Raw genomic sequence first — 17,048 nt, 5'->3', positions numbered from 1 at the left:
ATTACACCTCTTTAAATTTGGATATATTCAATATTATTTCGGTCTAACAATTCAATCGCATACTCATCCACACGATAAGCCTCGTGATAATAAATCTTGCTAATTCCAGCTTGAATCAAAGATTTCGTGCAGTTCAAACAAGGAAAATGAGTCACATAACAAATACAACCCTTCACAGCAATTCCTTCTTTCGCACAATACAACAAAGCATTCATCTCCGCGTGAATCGTAGCAATACAATGTCCATCACGCAAAGTGTGACCAACCTCGTCGCAGTGAGGGTTGCCACTGATAGCACCATTGTAGCCAGTCGATACAATCCTGTTGTCAGAATTCACCAACACACAACCAACAAACGCCCTGTCACAAGTGCTTCGTGTCGCAACATTCAATGCCAAATCCATAAAATATTCATTCCAAGATTTTCTCATATTGACCTCTCATCATCATTAAAAAATTTCTTTACCTTTAATATTATCATAAAAGCAAAAAAAGAAAAACTGAAAAACGACAAAAATACACACAAAAAAAGCCACACAATGTGGCTTAGAGAAATAAAAATATTTACAAAATTATGCGTTGATTTTCTTTTCAAGAGCTGTGGTCAAAACTTCGGAATAATTTATATTTTGGCGATCACAAAGTCTAACCAGCCATTCAGGGACTGTAACATTTTTTCTGATGGTTTTGTTGTTTTTTATAAATGGTGTGGGATTAACTTGAATCATAGACGTAAATCCGTCTTCGACTTTTATTTTCGTAATATCACTTGGTTTAGGAAGTGGAATATCTTCATCAATGAAAGTAGCCAACACGCTTTCTAACATTTGATGAGCATTCACCATTGCTTCTTCGATATTATCTCCTTCAGTTCCACCACCAAATTCTGGAAATTCCACCCAATATGAATCTTCTTCTTTATGAAAAATAGCAGGATATGATTTTAACATCGTCTAACCTCCTTATGATTTAATAATACGCATAATGCGCATAAAAGTCCAGCATTGTATTAGAATAATATAGGATATAATAAAAATAGAAGGAGTTGAGGTAATGAAAAGTACAACTGCAGAAAATTTCAGAGATAATTTATCCGAAATGATTGATGAATTAATAAAATTAAATGAGCAGCTAAAAGTTACCACAGAAACTGGAAATGTTGTCGTGCTTAGTGAGTCCCATTACAACGGGATAATGGAAACTTTAAGAATATATTCAAATTCACAAGAAAAAGAAAAACTATTAGAAGGATTACATACAACAATAGATGATTGTGTACTTGAGGATGAAATTAATCGGAATAATTTATAATCTTTCACTAAAAAGCCACAACAAAATGATGGTGTCATAATCTGTAGACTTGACTAAGTAAAGAATTTATATTACAATTGTGTTACGATGTAACACAAGAAAAGGAGAGATTTTATGGCTACTATAACGATTAGATTGAGCGAATCGGATAAGGAACTTTTCACAAATGTTTCAAAAGAAAAAAACAAAACTTTATCCGACTGGGCAAGAGAATCATTATTGGAAAAAATCGAACAAGAGTATGATGAAAAGATAATTAATGAGTATCTTCTAAACAAAGACCAAATGAAATTTTACAGTAATGATGAGGTAAAAAAAGAGTTGGGTATATGAGAGTTATTTATTCAGAAAAATCACTAAAATCCTTGAAAAAACTCGATAAGCCTATTCAAAAAATGATTATTCATTATATGGAGAAAGTAGGTCAATTAGAAGAGCCACGTGCAAGAGGTAAGGCGTTGTCAGCCAATTTGAGAGGATTTTGGCGATACAGAGTGTCGAACTACAGAATTATTTGCGAGATTGATGACGATAAATTAATAATCTGCGTTGTAGAAGTCGATCATAGGAAAAATATATATAAATGTTGAAAAAAGTTATTTGTAGTACGAGCTTTAATTCTACAAATAACTTTTTTATTTTTAAAAATTAAAGAAGTTTTCTTCCACACAAAAAAAGCCACACAATGTGGCTTTTAATTACTCATTTATGAACAAGTTTGGTGCTGTATAATATTTTCTGGCGCCGCTTACGACGTTATCTTTTCCAATTCGTGTATAAGGGGCGACGAAGTGTTTGTTGTAGATGAACAGTCCCACAACTTGTGTGAATTTGTTAAGTACTGGTCGTTTTTCTTCAAATTCCAAGAATTCGCACTTATTCATGTCGTAATATTCTTGGAAGACGTAACCTGTTTTGATAAATTCCGGAAGTTTTTCTTGTAATTCTTCTTCTGTCATTTCACGGCCAACGTATATTCCAAGCGAAGCGTAACCGTCAATTGGTTTGAAGATGTATTTGTCTTTGTTCATTATGATTTCGTAGGCATCACGTTCTTCGATTTTTTTCGTGAATGGAACGTGTTCGTCGATGAATTTTTTTTCTTCAGTATTTAACAACGCTTGTGTTTGTTCGTCTCTGAAGATTTCGAAAATAAGCTTGGAGTGCATCAATTGTGACCTGAACGATCCTACCATGAAGAACGCATTGTCCATGTATGCATCCAAGAAAGGTTTGATTTCGTCTTTTATTTTCAATAATTCCAATGTTACTATTCTTCTATAAACCAAATCTATTAGGTAATCGCCGTGGCACAATTTGCCATTTTTGTATTCCAAATCTCTGATGTCGATGATTTCGCAGTTGAATCCATTTTCTTCGTATACTCTTTTGAATTCTTCAAATTCGTTTGGAGTTCCCACTTCCAAATTATCCACGATTGCTACATTTGGTTTCTTATCGAATACGTATTTTTTGTACATATCAGCTGTTTCCCAAACCCATGGAGTGAACATATCGACATTTTCAACGTCGTGTTTTTCCATGAATTTTTGCATAGCTTTTGTTTGAAGAAGAAGTTGTCCTAGTGTGTTGTCTTCGTTCATCGCAGATGATCCGTCTGTGTTAAGTTCGCAAAGCATGTAGTTTACTCCGTCGTAGAACACGTCGTAGCGACAGATTGGAACGGGAACATCGTAGCCTGGATCGTGAAGTACAAGTTCTTCAATTGCTGGATCCAATTGGAATATTTTACGATATTCAGGATTTTCTACGAATTCTTTGGTGATTTTGTCAGTCATGCTCATCAAAATATTTGAAATGTATACAAAATCTGAGCGGTTCTTTTTGTTGTAGAAAAGACCTTGGTAGGTCATAGGGATTGGTTCTCCGTGATAAATCGCCTTTGATACTTTTGTTTTGGCGATAAAATCCACGAAATCCCTATAATACATATCTTCGTCTTCTCGTACTATTTTATATAATTCTAATGAATATTCGTCATTAAACATCTAAATCCTCCAATTTAATTTCATTTTCAATCACAGCTTCACGAAGTCCTTTTTCTTTGTAAATTTGTTCAAATACATCCCTAGGATTCATTCCTTTTTCCAACATTTCTTCTAGTGGAATAAGATAGCCGATTTCATTTGCAGGAAGTCCTGCCTTTGCCATATCCACAAGCATTTTGCAAAACTCTAACATGTTTACATTCATAAATGTAGCATCCAGTCCTTTTTCACGTGCATCTAGTTTTGCTTTCATGCAAGATTCATATGTCATATTTTTGAATAGCTCAGATAATTTGTCCAAGTTAGTATCGTCGTAGAACAAGCCTTTGATTAGAGCGACTGCTGAGAAATTAAGTGGATATTTGATTTCATCCATCATTCTGATTTCGATGTATCGTTTTGCTCTTACATCGGGAAATACTATGGATAATGCGTGGAAAATCAAATCAGTATCCCTAACATCTTCAAATACTTCCTTGAAAGTTTTTCCGCCTACATAGTATTGTTCGTGGTTTTCATCAATTGAGAAAATCAACGGCGTGTTCAAAATATTTTCGGCATATTTCTTGTAGCTCAAATCATCGTCAAAACTAAAAGGATACATTCCGGATCTGTCAGTGTCTGTGTTTTCCCAGATAATTTCTCTCATGTTACGACTTTTTGCAGGCTCTCCTTCGAAAATGTATGCGTTGTCGAATAATGTGTAGAATACTGGAGACAAACAGTTTGCAATTTTGTATTTCTTAGCGAAATCTTCTTCAGAAGAGTAGTCGATGCTGCATTGTAAAGAGCAAGTGCCCTTCATCATATTGTGAGCCATATCTCCTCTTTCGTTGAAATATTTGTACATAAAATCGTATCTTTTTTTAGGCAAGATTTTAATCTCGTCGATTTTAGTCACAGGATGATAGCCCAAAGTCACCATCGCTTGGTTTTTCTTATCGAAAACTTCAACAAGTTTTCTCATATTTTTGATGTAAATATCCTTCAAATCGTCGATGTTCCACTTCGATGACAAAGCAACTTCGAATTGGCTTCCTGGTTCTGTCGACACTGCCAAATCATCATTTTCAAGTCCAAGAATGTAGTCTCCTTCTTTGTAAGCGACACATCCTCCTTCGTGAAGTTCTCTGAGAGTTTCTCCGACTCCGTCTTCACCGAAATACGACACAGTCTTCAACGTATCTTTGTCGATTATGAAATGTTCCATCTCCATTCCGACAGTGAAATCTTCCTTTAATTTTTCTCCGTTTTTAATGTAGTTAATTACAGCTTCAAGCTGTTTTTCGTAATCCATTTTTACTCCTTTTTAATGTCTGCTACAGTAATATCACAAATTTTTATCAAATCTTCGGGAGCGATTTTGATTTGTGCTCCGATTTTACCTCCAGACACGTAAATATATTCTTTATTTTCACAACTTTCGTCGATAAAAGTTTTAAATTTTGTTTTCATTCCGATAGGAGAGCAACCGCCTCTTATGTAGCCCGTAGTTTTCAACAAATCCTTTACGTGAATCATTTCAAGCTTTTTCACTCCGGCTATTTTCGCACACTTTTTGAGATCAAGCTCATCTTTTACAGCCACAACGAACACGAAATTTTCGTTCGTATTGGAAACTGTGACAAGAGTTTTGAACACGTACGCTTCGTCTTCATTTAATTTGTTTGCGACATTTTCGCCGCTCACATCGTCTCCTACAGAGTATTCTATATATTTATACCCAATTTTTTCTTTGTCGAGCATTCTCATTGCGTTAGTTTTTTTCATAAAAACATCCTTTCATTATTAATATTATACTACAAGTAAAAATTATGTGGATTTATAAAATATTTGATGCGTTTACTTGCGTAAAATGTCTGTTTATGGGTAAATATATACGAGGAGGAATTTTAATGGAACAAAGTTTAAACATTAGATATATATATCACAGTTCATTTTCTTTGGAGTTTGAAGACAAGATAATTATTTTCGATTATTTTCAAGGAACTTTGCCAAAAAATGTGAACGATAAGAAGGTGATTTTCGTGGTGACTCATTCACACGCAGATCACTATAACGAGAGTATTTTCGATTATGAAAATGCTAGTGACATTACATACATTGTCTCAGAAGATGTGTACGAAGAGGTTTTTGATTACGATACGAAGGATAATGTTGTATTTTTGGGAGAAGATAATATCGAAGATTTGAAGAAGCATTTCGGTAAAAAAGTTATAAAACTTGAAGTTGGTGAATCGACTTCTGTGTACGGTGCAGATTTTACAGCGCTTGGTTCTACTGATATGGGAATTAGCGTGTATTTTGAGGCAAATCATTTGAAATTTTTCTTCGCTGGAGATTTGAACAATTGGGTGTGGGAAGAAGACACCGAAGAAGAAAAAGAAAAGATGCAACAGGATTTCTCCAAGGAAATCGACAAGATAGGGAATGTTGACATAGGATTTTTCCCGGTGGATCCAAGACTTAAGGAGAGATACGATTTGGGTGTGAATGAATTTGTCGACAAATGCAATCCGAAAGTTTTGTTCCCAATGCATTTTACAAAAGATCCAACGATTGTGGACACATTCATCGACACGCACGATTATGAGGGCTGCAAGGTTGTGAATATGAAAAAGGAACACGATACGTTTCAAGTTATAATAAAATAATTGATTTAATATAATATTTTTGGTAAAATTAATATACAAGAGGGAGTAGCTTAAAAATATTGTGTCGTCATTACGGTTGAAACCCGGCACAAAGCCACTTTGGTTAGCAAGACTTTTGCCAGAAATGGTGAAAGTTTTTTTTATTATGAAATTAACAGGAGGTAAGAGATTGGATTGGTACAAGGAATCTAATGAGAGTGTTATCAAAAGTTTGGACACGGACGAAAACAATGGTCTATCCGACAGTAAGGTAACGAGTTTGTTAGAAAAATACGGCAAGAACGTATTAAAAGAAAAGAAGAAAAAGTCCATGGCAGCCAAATTAAAGGATCAATTTTTGGATCCGATGATAATTATTTTGCTATTGGCATCTATTTTATCCATGGCTATTGGAGAAATTACAGATAGTATTATTATCATCGCTATCGTTATTGTGAATGCGGTGCTTTCGATTTATCAAGAAGGTAAAGCAGAACAAGCAATAGAAGCTTTGCAAAAAATGGCAAGTCCTAAAGCCAAGGTTATAAGAAACGGCAAGATTATGGAAGTGGATTCACAAAATTTGGTTCCAGGAGATATCGTAGAATTGGAAACAGGGGATATTATTCCTGCCGATTTGAAATTATTGGAATCTACTAACTTGAAAATCGACGAATCATCGTTGACTGGTGAATCGGTTGCTGTAGAAAAGAACGCTAAGGATGAGATTACGACAGATGCAGGAATTGGCGACAGAACAAACATGGCATACAGCTCTTCTATCGTAAGCTACGGTAGGGCGAAGGGTGTCGTTGTGGAAACTGCACAAAACACAGAAATCGGTAAAATCGCTACAAGCTTGGCACAAGTTGAGGACGAAGAAACTCCTCTTCAAAGAAAATTAGCACAATTGTCTAAGCAATTGGGTATCGTAACTGTTGTTGTATGCGCAATTGTGTTTGCAGTTGGATATTTCTTGTATGATTTTGATGCATTGAATATGCTTATGACTGCGGTATCACTTGCAGTTGCGGCGATTCCAGAAGGACTTCCAGCTATAGTTACAATCGTGCTTAGCTTAGGAATGGGAAGAATGGCAGAGAAAAACGCCATCGTTAAGAAACTTTTGGCTGTTGAAACATTGGGAACAACTACTGTAATTTGCTCCGACAAAACTGGTACGTTGACTCAAAACGAAATGACTGTGAAGAAAATCTACGTCGATGGAACAGATGTCGATGTCACAGGAACAGGCTACAAACCTGAAGGCGATTATTTGATTCAAGACCGTAAAATGCAAGAAGATGACATCAAATCTCTTAACACTTTGCTTCACATAATGAGTCTTACTAACGATTCAAAATTAATCGAAGAAGACGGAACTTACAAAATCGTGGGAGACCCTACAGAAGGAGCGCTTCACACAGCAGCTGGAAAACAAGACATCACAAAAGATGAATCCAATCAAAACTATCCTAGAATAGAAGAAATTCCATTCGATTCAGAAAGAAAAATGATGACTACATTCCACGACAAATTCTTAACTGACAAAGTTGTATCCTTCACAAAAGGTGCACCAGATATAATTATCGAAAAATGTAGCAAGATTTTAATCGACAACGAAATCAAACCACTAACAGAAGAATTAAAACAAAAATTATTGAAGAAAAACAGCGAATACGCTAAGCAAGCACTTCGTGTACTAGCTTATGCACTTCGTGAACACGAAGAATTACCAAATGAAATTACATCTGAAAACATCGAAAAGAACATGGTATTTGTAGGATTATCTGGAATGATAGATCCACCAAGACTAGAAGTAAAAGATGCAATCAAAGAATGTAAAACTGCGGGAATCACACCAGTTATGATTACTGGAGACTACTTGGAAACAGCTGTTGCAATCGCAAAAGATTTGGGAATTTGTACGGACGATTCACAAGCAATCATGGGAGCTGAACTTAACAATATGTCAGACGAACAAATCCGTGAAATCGTCAAAGAAAAGAGAGTTTATGCGAGAGTATCTCCACAAAACAAAGTACAAATCGTTAAAGCATTAAAAGAAAACGGACACATCGCAGCAATGACTGGAGACGGCGTCAACGATGCGCCTGCAATCAAAAAAGCAGACATCGGAATTGCGATGGGAATCACTGGAACAGACGTTGCGAAGAACACATCAGAAGTTATCCTTACAGACGACAACTTTGCGACAATTGTTCATGCAGTAGAAGAAGGAAGAATAATTTACTCCAACATCAAAAAATTCGTATCATTCCTACTAAGCTGTAACATCGCAGAAATTCTTATCGTATTCTTGGCGATAATGTTCAAATGGGACACACCATTTATCCCAATTCAATTATTATGGTTAAACTTAGTGACAGACTCATTCCCAGCAATGGCGCTTGGAGTTGAAAAAGGAGAAGCTGACATCATGAACAGAGCTCCTCGTTCACCAAAAGAACCAATCATCGACAAGAACATGAGACTAAGCATCATCGTTCAATCATTGGCAATCACAGTGGCAACATTGTTTGCATATAACTATGGATTGAACCACTTCGATGGCCACATCGAATCTGCAAGAACAGTCGCATTTGCAACATTGATTCTATCAGAATTACTAAGAAGTTATTCAGTAAGAAGTGAACACAAATCAGTATTCCAAATCGGATTATTCACTAACAAAGCATTAGTAATGGGAACATCACTTTCATTATTATTGATGCTAGCAGTAATCTACATTCCTGGAGTAAATGATGTATTCGAAACAATACCACTTCACCTTGAACACTACAAAGTAATCTTGCCATGCGCATTATTGCCATTCGCAGCAGGAGAAATATTAAAAGCAGTAAAAAGCAAAAAATAATAGACAACAATAAAGGCGTATCGTGGGATCTGAACCCCAAAATCCGGAATACGGATGGAGGGGTTTTTGTATGCCAAAACACACAAAAGAATTTAAAACAAAATTAAACGGAATGTCCCCTGTTATGTACAGATTACATTCCGCTTAAGATATTATTAAATTATTCCGTGTTTACGGGTTAAGGTCATCATGTAAATTATTTTACATATTCTAATTCTAGCATCTCACTTTTAACTTCTCACTATATATTATGGCATGCCACTTTATGGCCGGGGCTTATTTCAACCAGTTTAGGACATTGTTTTGAACAGATTTCTGTTTTATATGGGCATCGTCCTTGGAATACACATCCTTCTGGAAGGTTTATTGGACTAGGAATTTCTCTATTGCCATGGCTTAATATTTTTTCTCCAGTAACTTCTGGTATTAAAACTGAATTTAAAAGTTCTTTTGTATATGGGTGAAGAGGATTTTCATATATATCTTTTCCGCTTCCTACTTCTACCATATTACCAAGATACAAAACTCCAATTCTATGGGAGATATGCTGTACCATTGCAAGGTCGTGGGCAATAAAAAGGTATGTTAGCCCTAGTTCTTTTTGTAAATCTTCTAGCAAGTTTACAATTTGCGCTTGAATTGAAACGTCCAGCGCCGATATTGGCTCATCGCATAGTATAAACTCCGGGTCGGTGGATATTGCTCTTGCTATTCCGATTCTCTGTCTTTGTCCACCACTAAATTGTCCCGGCTTTTTATACATAATCTCTTTTGATAGTCCTACTTTTTCTAAGAGTTTTATAACTTTATTTTTTGTTTCTTCGTTACTTAGTTGAAGTCTTGTCATTATTGGCTCTGCAATTATCTCATAAACTGTTAGGGTTGGATTAAGTGAAGAGTATGGGTCTTGAAAAATTGCCTGGATTTCATTTTGCATAATCTTTTTTGTACTTTTATCCTTTATGTTTTTGCCTTTATAATTTACATCGCCTTCGGTTATATCGTGAATACCTGTAATGCACTTACCTAATGTTGACTTACCTGATCCAGATTCTCCAACTAGGCCAAAGGTCTCTCCTTTGTATATTTCTAGGTCTATTCCGTCTAATGCCTTTAAATGTTTTTGTTCTTCAAACACCTTTTCTTTTTTTACAGGAAAGTACTTTTTTAAGTTTTTAATTTCAAAAATCTTTTCCATATTACACCTCAATCATATGACAGTAAACCCTATGGGTAGGGGATATCTCTTTTTTTGGTAACTCTTTATTTTTACATATATCTTGTCTTAAACTACATCTATCATAAAATGGACAGCCCTTTGGTTTTTCTGTTATTACAGGTGGGTTTCCTGGTATTGGAACCAGTCTTTCTTTTTCGCCAATTCTTGGAAGCGATGCTAAAAGTCCCTTCGTATATGGGTGAAGTCCTTTTGTAAATAGTTCTTTTGTTGTTGCCTCTTCCATAATTTTTCCGCCATATAACACCACAACTCTATCACATGTATTTGCTACAACGCCTAGATCATGGGTTATAAGTAAAGTTGACTGTTTAGAGTTTTCGTTTATATTGTTTAAAAGTGTTAGTACTTGTGCTTGAATTGTAACGTCTAAGGCGGTAGTAGGTTCGTCTGCAATAATAAGTTTTGGTTCTAGGCAAAGGCTCATAGCTATCATAACTCTTTGTTTCATTCCGCCTGAAAACTCATGGGGATATGATTTTATTCTATTTTTAGCGTCGGGAATGCCAACTAGGTCTAAATATTTTATGGAAATATCTCTTATTTCCTTTGCGCTTAAGTTTTTTCTATGTCTCTTTATAAGTCTATGCATTTGCTTTTCAATTGTGAAAAGTGGATTTACAGAGGTCATTGGATCTTGAAACACCATGGATATTTCGTCGCCTCTTATGCGCCTTAGAGTTTTTTCGTCAGCCTCGAGCATGTTTACACCATCATAAATTATTTCGCCGCTATATTTTGATTTGTCCTTCAATAAATTTAATATGGACTTTGCAGTTACAGATTTACCTGAACCCGACTCTCCAACAATTCCAAGGGTTTCATTTTCATATATATCAAAACTTACATTGTTAACAGCATAGGTTGTGTATTCCTTTCCTGGAAATTCTACATTTAAGTTCTTTATTTCTACTAATTTCATTGTATCTCCTGTCTATAATAGTCTCCGATTACGTTAAAGCAAAGTACTGTTAAAAGGATTAAAAGCCCTGGGAACAGCGCCAAGTATGGTGAAGTTCCTAGATATTGTTGGGCATCTTTTAACATTGAACCCCATGAGGAGTTTGGTTGTCTTACCCCAAGTCCAAGGAAGGATAGGGAAGACTCTGTTAGTATTGCAGAAGCTACATTAACTGTAGCCGCAACTGTAAGAGTAGGAACTATGTTTCTAAGAATGTGTTTTGTCATTATCTTTTGGTGGCTAACTCCAATTAATTTTGAATATGTTACATAGTCTCTTTCTTTAACTGTTAAAGTTTCTGCACGAACTAGTCTTGCAATGCCCATCCAGCTAAATAGTCCTATGATAATAATAATATTTTGAATTCCTGGTTTAAGTGCAGCGTTTAAGATTAGTATTAAAAAGAATGATGGAATACTCATTAGTATGTCAACAATTCTCATAATTATCATATCTACTTTACCGCCGAAATATCCTGAAATGATTCCAACGAATGATCCTAATATGGTTGAAATAACAACCGATAGCACACCAACTGTAAGGGAGGCCCTTGCGCCATGTAATGCCCTAGCAAAGTAATCTCTACCTAAGTCGTCAGTTCCAAAAAGATTTTCGCTATTTGGTGGAACCAGTGCATTGGTTATTTCCGTATCAATGCCATTTTTAGGATACAAGTCAGCAAGGATTGCCGACAAAATAAAGATTAGTAACACTACTACGGAAAGTTTGACCCTAAGGGGACTCTGTTTTAATTTTTTAAAAAGATTTTTCATTAGTTCATCTCCTTTATTCTAGGGTCTACAATTCCGTAAAGGATATCTGAGATTAAGTTTCCAAGGATTAATAATACAGATGCAAACATAGTAGTTGCCATTATTAGAGGGTAGTCTGCTGTAAAGATGGCATTCATACCGAGTTGTCCAAGGCCTGGCCATCCAAAGATGCTTTCAGTTATAAAGGCACCTGAAACAAGTCTCGGTAAGCTCATTCCAACTAGCGTGATAAGTGGAAGGAGAGAGTTTTTAAGAATACTTTTAAAGAAAAGCTCTTTCTTTGAACTACCTTGGGCAATTTCTGTCATTACATAATCCTCTTTTAGTTGATCCATCACCCTTGCTCTTACATATCTACTAATTACAGCTGTATCACCAATGCTTAAAGTAAGTACTGGTAGGATAGAGTGCTTTATTAGGTCTGCTGTTGTTTCAACACCAAGAGTTCTCATTCCAATTGATGGAAGAAGCCCTAATTTTAATGAAAAAAGATGCACAAGCATCATTGCAAACCAGAATGAAGGTATGGATATTCCTATGTAGGAAAGCAGTGTAAAAATCTTATCTACTATACCTCCTTTGTTCATTCCTGAAATAATACCAATAATTGTACCGACTATAATTGAAATTAAAAACGCACTTCCCATAAGTCCTAAAGTTGCCGGTAGTCTTTCGGTAACCTGATCCAGCACAGGTCTGTGATTTGAAAATGAGTAGCCAAAGTCGCCTTTTAAAATATCTCCTGCCCATCTTTTATACTGAACAAAGTAACTGTCATTAAGGCCCATGTTCTCTCTGACTCTTTCTATGTCTTCCACTGTAGACTCAGGTGTTATCATTGCCCTAACTGGGTCAGATGGTGCGATTCTTACAAGCAAAAAGGAAACGATGGAAATAGTTATTATCATAGGTATCGTTTGTAAAAGTCGTCTAAGTATAAGTCTTGTCATAATATCTCCTAAAATAAATGAACAATCCCTAAAAAGGGACTGTTCATTAGTTAATTATTTTGATTCAATCTTGTTGAAGTAATCAAACATGTGAATAGGTGCAGGGTTTGCTGCATCTAAGTTTTTAAACTCTTTACGAACTGCAAGAATTGATTTTACATTTGCAACAGGATATTCTACTGCGTCATCAGCAAGTATTTGTTGGATTTCTTTATATATTTCTCCACGCTTAGCTTCGTCAGTTTCTGTCTTAGCTTGTTCGAATAGCTCATCTATTTTTGGGTTTTTGTAGTTACTGAAGTTTTCTGATGAATTACTCTTAAAGATTGACGAATATGAGTCAGGGTTGTCTCCCATTACATATCCGTTTATAGCCATGTCAAAGTCGTGGTTTGATGGGTCTAATAATTTTTCAATGAAAGTTGCTCTTTCCATTGGAAGAAGTTCTACATTTATTCCAACTTCCTTAAGCATTTCTTGAATTAATAGACTCTCTTTTTCTTGAGCAGGACTTCCTGAAGTGTACATTAACTTAAGTTCTAAGTTTTCCTTACCAGCTTCTTTTAAAAGTTTTTTTGCCTTTTCTACATTGTGATCATACTTTTCAACGTCATCACTAAAGAAACCTGTGTTTGTTGAGAATGCTGAATATGCAGGGTCTGCATAGTCTTCACTTAAATAAGTTCCTTGAATTAGTTTAGTTTTGTCAATTGCATATGAAATAGCTTGACGAACTTTTACGTCATTTAATTTTTCAGAGTTTACTCTGAAAAATAGGTTGTCAACCATTCCTTCAGAGAATGTAACAATTTCAAAGTTGTCATTCTTTTTATACTTAGCTACGTCTTTAGGTTTAATATATGAAACAGAAATTTCTCCATTTTCAAGTGCAACCATTGATGCGTTTGCATCAGGAATAACTTTGTAAGCTATACCATCAAGTTTAGCAACATCACCATGGTAGTCTTCAAATCTTTCAACTTGGTATAGTTCACCAGTCTTATGTTCTTTGAATTTAAATGGACCACTTCCTATTGGTTCTGCATTCTTTGGACTCTTAGCAATTTCTGCTTCTCCTTCGAATACATGTTTCGGAATAGGGGAGATACCAGCTATACCATTTAAGAAAGTCATATCTACTTTAGGTAATTTGTATTCAATTGTCTTGTCATCAACTTTTTTGTACTCAACAACACCAGCTTCTGACTTTAGAACATTTTGTCCCTTAGCATTTTGCTTATCATCTAATATGCTGTCATAGGTAAAGATAATATCATCTGCTGTTATGTCCTTACCATCATGCCACTTTATACCATTTTTTAACTTTAAAGTATAAGTTAAGTGGTCTTCAGATGGAGTCATTGATTCTGCTAAGCCGTCATAAACAACTTTCCCTGACTTAACATTGTATAACTTGTCATACAATACATTTGTAATAGTTAATGAAACTCTGTCGTTTGCAAATAGAGGGTTAACAGATGTAGGATCAGATCCAACACCTAGGATCATAAGTCCACCTTTTTTAGAAGAACCTTTTTCAGTTCCTTCAACAGCCGGTGCGTTAGGAGCATCGGTTCCTTTGTTGTCTGCAGGCTTTCCACATGCAGTTAATATGAATGCAAAAGCCATTAAAAATGCAAGTAATTTTAATTTTTTCATTTTTGCCTCCTGAAAGTATTTTTACATTATATAATTTAACATACTTGTTGCCATAGGGCAATACAATTTCTGAATTATATTATTTAATAAGAACTTAATGCTTTCTAAAAAATTTTTATCAAGTCTATAATCTAGGTGAAAATTTAATAATCTTATTCGCAAAACAACACAGATCAAGCATTTTGCGCGAATATCTAGACTACAAAAATTTGTGATTTCTAAATCTCAAAATCCTGAATTCGCAAGCTCGCTAACGCTCAAGCGGTGTGATTTCTGACGGATTTTTTCGATTTGAAATCAACGAAATTTTTTCCGTATGATATTCTTAGCAAAAAGGCTTGATCTGTTTACATAATTTCACAATATACAGCTCGATTGTTTGCTTTAACAGACACAGGGATGGTTGCAGTCCGCACTACTATGTAGCCTTGGGAGATAGAAAAAATTATGATTACATGGTATAGTAACGCTATATTATTGAAACATTTACGCAATGAGATGCATAATGAGATTTCCAGATGAAATTAAAAGAATTAGACACCCCTGCTCTCTCTTTAGATTTCTTAGAAAACTTGGCTTTTTTAAAGATATTAAACAACCTTCCAAACCCTATGTTCCCAAACCTTATCATACTCCTACTAAAATTGGTGTTAAAATGCGACTTGATGTTAAATATGTTTCTAATTCTATCATACAGGTTATATTTTTTATAATTTTTGGTCTCACATCATTTACAAATGTACATTAAAGTATTTATTTGTTTAAATAAATATTTGTATTAAAAAAGGAAGTGAATTTTACTTTATCACTTCCTAAATTTTTTAATATTACATAATCAATAACCTATAGACCACATATAAATTTAACTGTATAGGCTACAAATATTCCGACATAATTTCCTAAAGCACCTGCTATTATACCCATTATCAATCCTACATTTATAAGAGATTTCCAATTAGCTCCTCCCGCTGTAAGAGCAGATGTTGGTCCATCTACAATGCATCCTACCATTGATAAAATTACATATTCATATTTAATTTTTAATAATCTACATATTATCAAATGTACTAATATACAGAATATCAACATTAGTAATACATATAAAGTCATAATAAATGCTGAACCGATAAATTGTTTTAAATCAACTGCAAATCCGATTGTTGAAAGGAAAATTAAAGATAAAAACAATCCTAAATCTAAATTTCCTCTTAATTTTTTTACAGGTTTCAATTGAGAAATGATTATAGAAACAGTTGTAAGCATCAATAATCTTCCTGATTTCCAAAAATCTGCAGGAAATATTTTTTGAGCAATAATTGTAGTTATAAATGTTACAGCAAAACCTATAGTAAGTAACCAAGTTATATCTTTTATTGACCATTTTTTATCGGACATAAGTGTTTCTTGTTCACCATCTTCTAATTCTTCATCACTAAGTTGATATGGCCAAAATTTATTCCATCTTTTTGATGCTTTAAGAATCATAGGAGATGCAAATAAAAATACCATAAGTGGTGTTGAAACAACATAATCTGCTGCATTTGCCGCAGCAAGAGTTTCTCTTGAACAATCAAGCCCTGTAGCTATAGCTGTTAAGTTAGGAGTTCCTCCTGTATAAGTTCCTACAAACATACCTGCGCATTTCCAACCTTCAGTTATTTTCGGTGCGAAAAAAATCCCCAATCCTATAGCAACTATACAGACAGAAAAGATAGCAGAAATCAAAGCCAATAGAGGCTCTTTAGTAAGCTTTTTTAGCTCTTTAAAATTCATACTAAGCATACAAACTGAAATTGCAACTGGTACTAAATAAGTAGAAATTTGTCCATATAAATCATGAGAAATAGGAACAACATGGGTATTTGATAAAATAATCCCCATTACTACAACTGTAAGAACAGGTCCTAAAGATTTAAAAACTTTATATTTTTGAACCCATAATGATAATGAAACCATCAATAATATGATGAAAAGTAAACCTTCGTTTCTTGTAATCAAAGCATTCAACGAATTTTCCTCCTTTAAAAATATTGTTGCCTATTAAGTGTACAATAAATGAATTTAAAATGTCAATATATTTTTTTTAATAATTTTTTGCGTTACATCATTTACAAATGTACATGCTCAAGAAGAATCTAGATCTATTTCAAAAAATATAACTTGGAAAAAAAGAAAAAGTTTTGCAAAAAGTAAAGTTTCAGTGCCATTTAAATATCTTTTAGGTTTTAAAAGAGGAAAAAATGGTTAACTTAAGGTGAACAAAAAAACTAGAATAATGACCCGAACCTCAAAATCCTGAAATCGCAAGCTCGCTAACGCTCAAGCGGTGCGATTTCTGACGGATTTTTTCGATTTGAAATCAATTAAATTTCTTCCGTATGATATTCTTAGCAAAAAGGCTTGACTGTTTACATTATTTCACAATATACAGCTCGATTGTTTGCTTGAAGGTTTCGTGAGAATTACAGTTGCAAGACACGGGTTTAACTACACATCTCACACAAAATGGGCACAAAAACCTGCTAACAAAAGTCAAGCATAACCTGAAATTAATTTCAGGTTATTTGATTATTTGAGTAATTAAATTAGTGCATGGCAAACAAACCGAGTGTAATCAATCGGTTTTTTTAGTGTAAT

At 34.6% G+C, this 17,048-nt stretch carries 16 protein-coding genes and 1 pseudogene; 6 read left to right on the top strand and 11 right to left on the bottom strand.

Annotated features, from left to right (window positions below; all coding sequences use genetic code 11):
* Window positions 1–11: 11 nt before the first annotated feature.
* Window positions 12–431: a deoxycytidylate deaminase gene (locus tag ACU68U_RS06615; RefSeq protein ID WP_094206434.1), complete on the bottom strand. Its 420-nt coding sequence runs from the start codon at window positions 429–431 to the stop codon at window positions 12–14.
* Between the two features lie 141 nt (window positions 432–572).
* Window positions 573–950 carry a type II toxin-antitoxin system HicB family antitoxin gene (locus ACU68U_RS06610; RefSeq protein ID WP_446762988.1) on the bottom strand — a complete coding sequence of 126 codons (378 nt, stop codon included), beginning with the start codon at window positions 948–950 and terminating at the stop codon, window positions 573–575.
* Between the two features lie 103 nt (window positions 951–1,053).
* On the opposite strand from ACU68U_RS06610, the gene ACU68U_RS06605 reads away from it, so the two are divergent.
* From ACU68U_RS06605 to ACU68U_RS06595, 3 genes are all read left to right on the top strand, one after another.
* Entirely contained in the window at window positions 1,054–1,311 is a 258-nt protein-coding gene (locus tag ACU68U_RS06605; RefSeq protein WP_446762987.1) for a type II toxin-antitoxin system Phd/YefM family antitoxin, read from the top strand.
* 114 nt (window positions 1,312–1,425) lie between these two features.
* Window positions 1,426–1,644 (top strand): type II toxin-antitoxin system RelB family antitoxin, encoded by a 219-nt coding sequence (gene relB, locus ACU68U_RS06600; protein WP_002838701.1) that lies wholly within the window; start codon window positions 1,426–1,428, stop codon window positions 1,642–1,644.
* Window positions 1,641–1,901, top strand: coding sequence for a type II toxin-antitoxin system RelE family toxin (locus ACU68U_RS06595; RefSeq protein ID WP_002838725.1), 261 nt, complete (start codon window positions 1,641–1,643; stop codon window positions 1,899–1,901). Before relB ends, ACU68U_RS06595 begins: the two co-directional genes overlap by 4 nt.
* A gap of 108 nt (window positions 1,902–2,009) precedes the next feature.
* Here ACU68U_RS06595 and ACU68U_RS06590 read toward each other — a convergent pair whose 3' ends face one another.
* The 3 genes from ACU68U_RS06590 to ybaK are packed head-to-tail and all read right to left on the bottom strand — an operon-like array spanning window position 2,010 to window position 5,090.
* The gene (locus ACU68U_RS06590) at window positions 2,010–3,320 is read right to left on the bottom strand and encodes a glutathionylspermidine synthase (RefSeq protein WP_446762986.1); all 1,311 of its coding nucleotides are present in this window, start codon (window positions 3,318–3,320) and stop codon (window positions 2,010–2,012) included.
* On the bottom strand, window positions 3,313–4,617 hold the full coding sequence (locus ACU68U_RS06585; RefSeq protein WP_446762985.1) for a glutamate--cysteine ligase: 1,305 nt from the start codon (window positions 4,615–4,617) through the stop codon (window positions 3,313–3,315). The genes ACU68U_RS06590 and ACU68U_RS06585 overlap by 8 nt, the downstream gene beginning before the upstream one ends.
* A 2-nt stretch (window positions 4,618–4,619) precedes the next feature.
* Window positions 4,620–5,090 (bottom strand): Cys-tRNA(Pro) deacylase, encoded by a 471-nt coding sequence (gene ybaK, locus ACU68U_RS06580; protein WP_094204481.1) that lies wholly within the window; start codon window positions 5,088–5,090, stop codon window positions 4,620–4,622.
* A gap of 125 nt (window positions 5,091–5,215) precedes the next feature.
* Between ybaK and ACU68U_RS06575 the strand changes: the two genes are divergently transcribed.
* Window positions 5,216–5,974 (top strand): MBL fold metallo-hydrolase, encoded by a 759-nt coding sequence (locus ACU68U_RS06575; RefSeq protein ID WP_156849632.1) that lies wholly within the window; start codon window positions 5,216–5,218, stop codon window positions 5,972–5,974.
* Between the two features lie 169 nt (window positions 5,975–6,143).
* A complete protein-coding gene (locus ACU68U_RS06570; RefSeq protein WP_446763008.1) occupies window positions 6,144–8,831 on the top strand; it encodes a calcium-translocating P-type ATPase, SERCA-type in 2,688 nt (895 codons plus the stop codon).
* A gap of 241 nt (window positions 8,832–9,072) precedes the next feature.
* On the opposite strand, the gene ACU68U_RS06565 is transcribed toward ACU68U_RS06570, so the two are convergent.
* From ACU68U_RS06565 to ACU68U_RS06545, 5 genes are read right to left on the bottom strand one after another with little or no spacing between them, the layout of a single operon-like run.
* Complete coding sequence (locus ACU68U_RS06565) at window positions 9,073–10,029, bottom strand: ABC transporter ATP-binding protein (RefSeq protein WP_154271704.1); 957 nt, start codon at window positions 10,027–10,029, stop codon at window positions 9,073–9,075.
* A 1-nt stretch (window position 10,030) separates the two neighbouring features.
* Window positions 10,031–10,990, bottom strand: coding sequence for an ABC transporter ATP-binding protein (locus ACU68U_RS06560; protein ID WP_227904491.1), 960 nt, complete (start codon window positions 10,988–10,990; stop codon window positions 10,031–10,033).
* A complete protein-coding gene (locus ACU68U_RS06555) occupies window positions 10,987–11,802 on the bottom strand; it encodes an ABC transporter permease (RefSeq protein WP_094209120.1) in 816 nt (271 codons plus the stop codon). The genes ACU68U_RS06560 and ACU68U_RS06555 overlap by 4 nt, the downstream gene beginning before the upstream one ends.
* A complete protein-coding gene (locus ACU68U_RS06550; RefSeq protein WP_094209119.1) occupies window positions 11,802–12,752 on the bottom strand; it encodes an ABC transporter permease in 951 nt (316 codons plus the stop codon). Before ACU68U_RS06550 ends, ACU68U_RS06555 begins: the two co-directional genes overlap by 1 nt.
* 54 nt (window positions 12,753–12,806) lie before the next feature.
* Complete coding sequence (locus ACU68U_RS06545; RefSeq protein ID WP_094209118.1) at window positions 12,807–14,411, bottom strand: ABC transporter substrate-binding protein; 1,605 nt, start codon at window positions 14,409–14,411, stop codon at window positions 12,807–12,809.
* Between the two features lie 535 nt (window positions 14,412–14,946).
* Between ACU68U_RS06545 and ACU68U_RS06540 the strand changes: the two are divergent.
* Window positions 14,947–15,090, top strand: a pseudogene (locus ACU68U_RS06540) (IS481 family transposase); the annotation flags it as partial.
* A gap of 164 nt (window positions 15,091–15,254) precedes the next feature.
* Here the strand turns inward: ACU68U_RS06540 and ACU68U_RS06535 are convergent.
* Entirely contained in the window at window positions 15,255–16,418 is a 1,164-nt protein-coding gene (locus ACU68U_RS06535; RefSeq protein ID WP_446762984.1) for a DUF819 family protein, read from the bottom strand.
* Window positions 16,419–17,048: the final 630 nt, after the last annotated feature.

Source organism: Finegoldia sp. P3-F-LR, assembly GCF_052932165.1.
The sequence above is the reverse complement of the archived record's forward strand: the minus strand, read 5'-3'. Positions and strand labels throughout refer to the sequence as shown.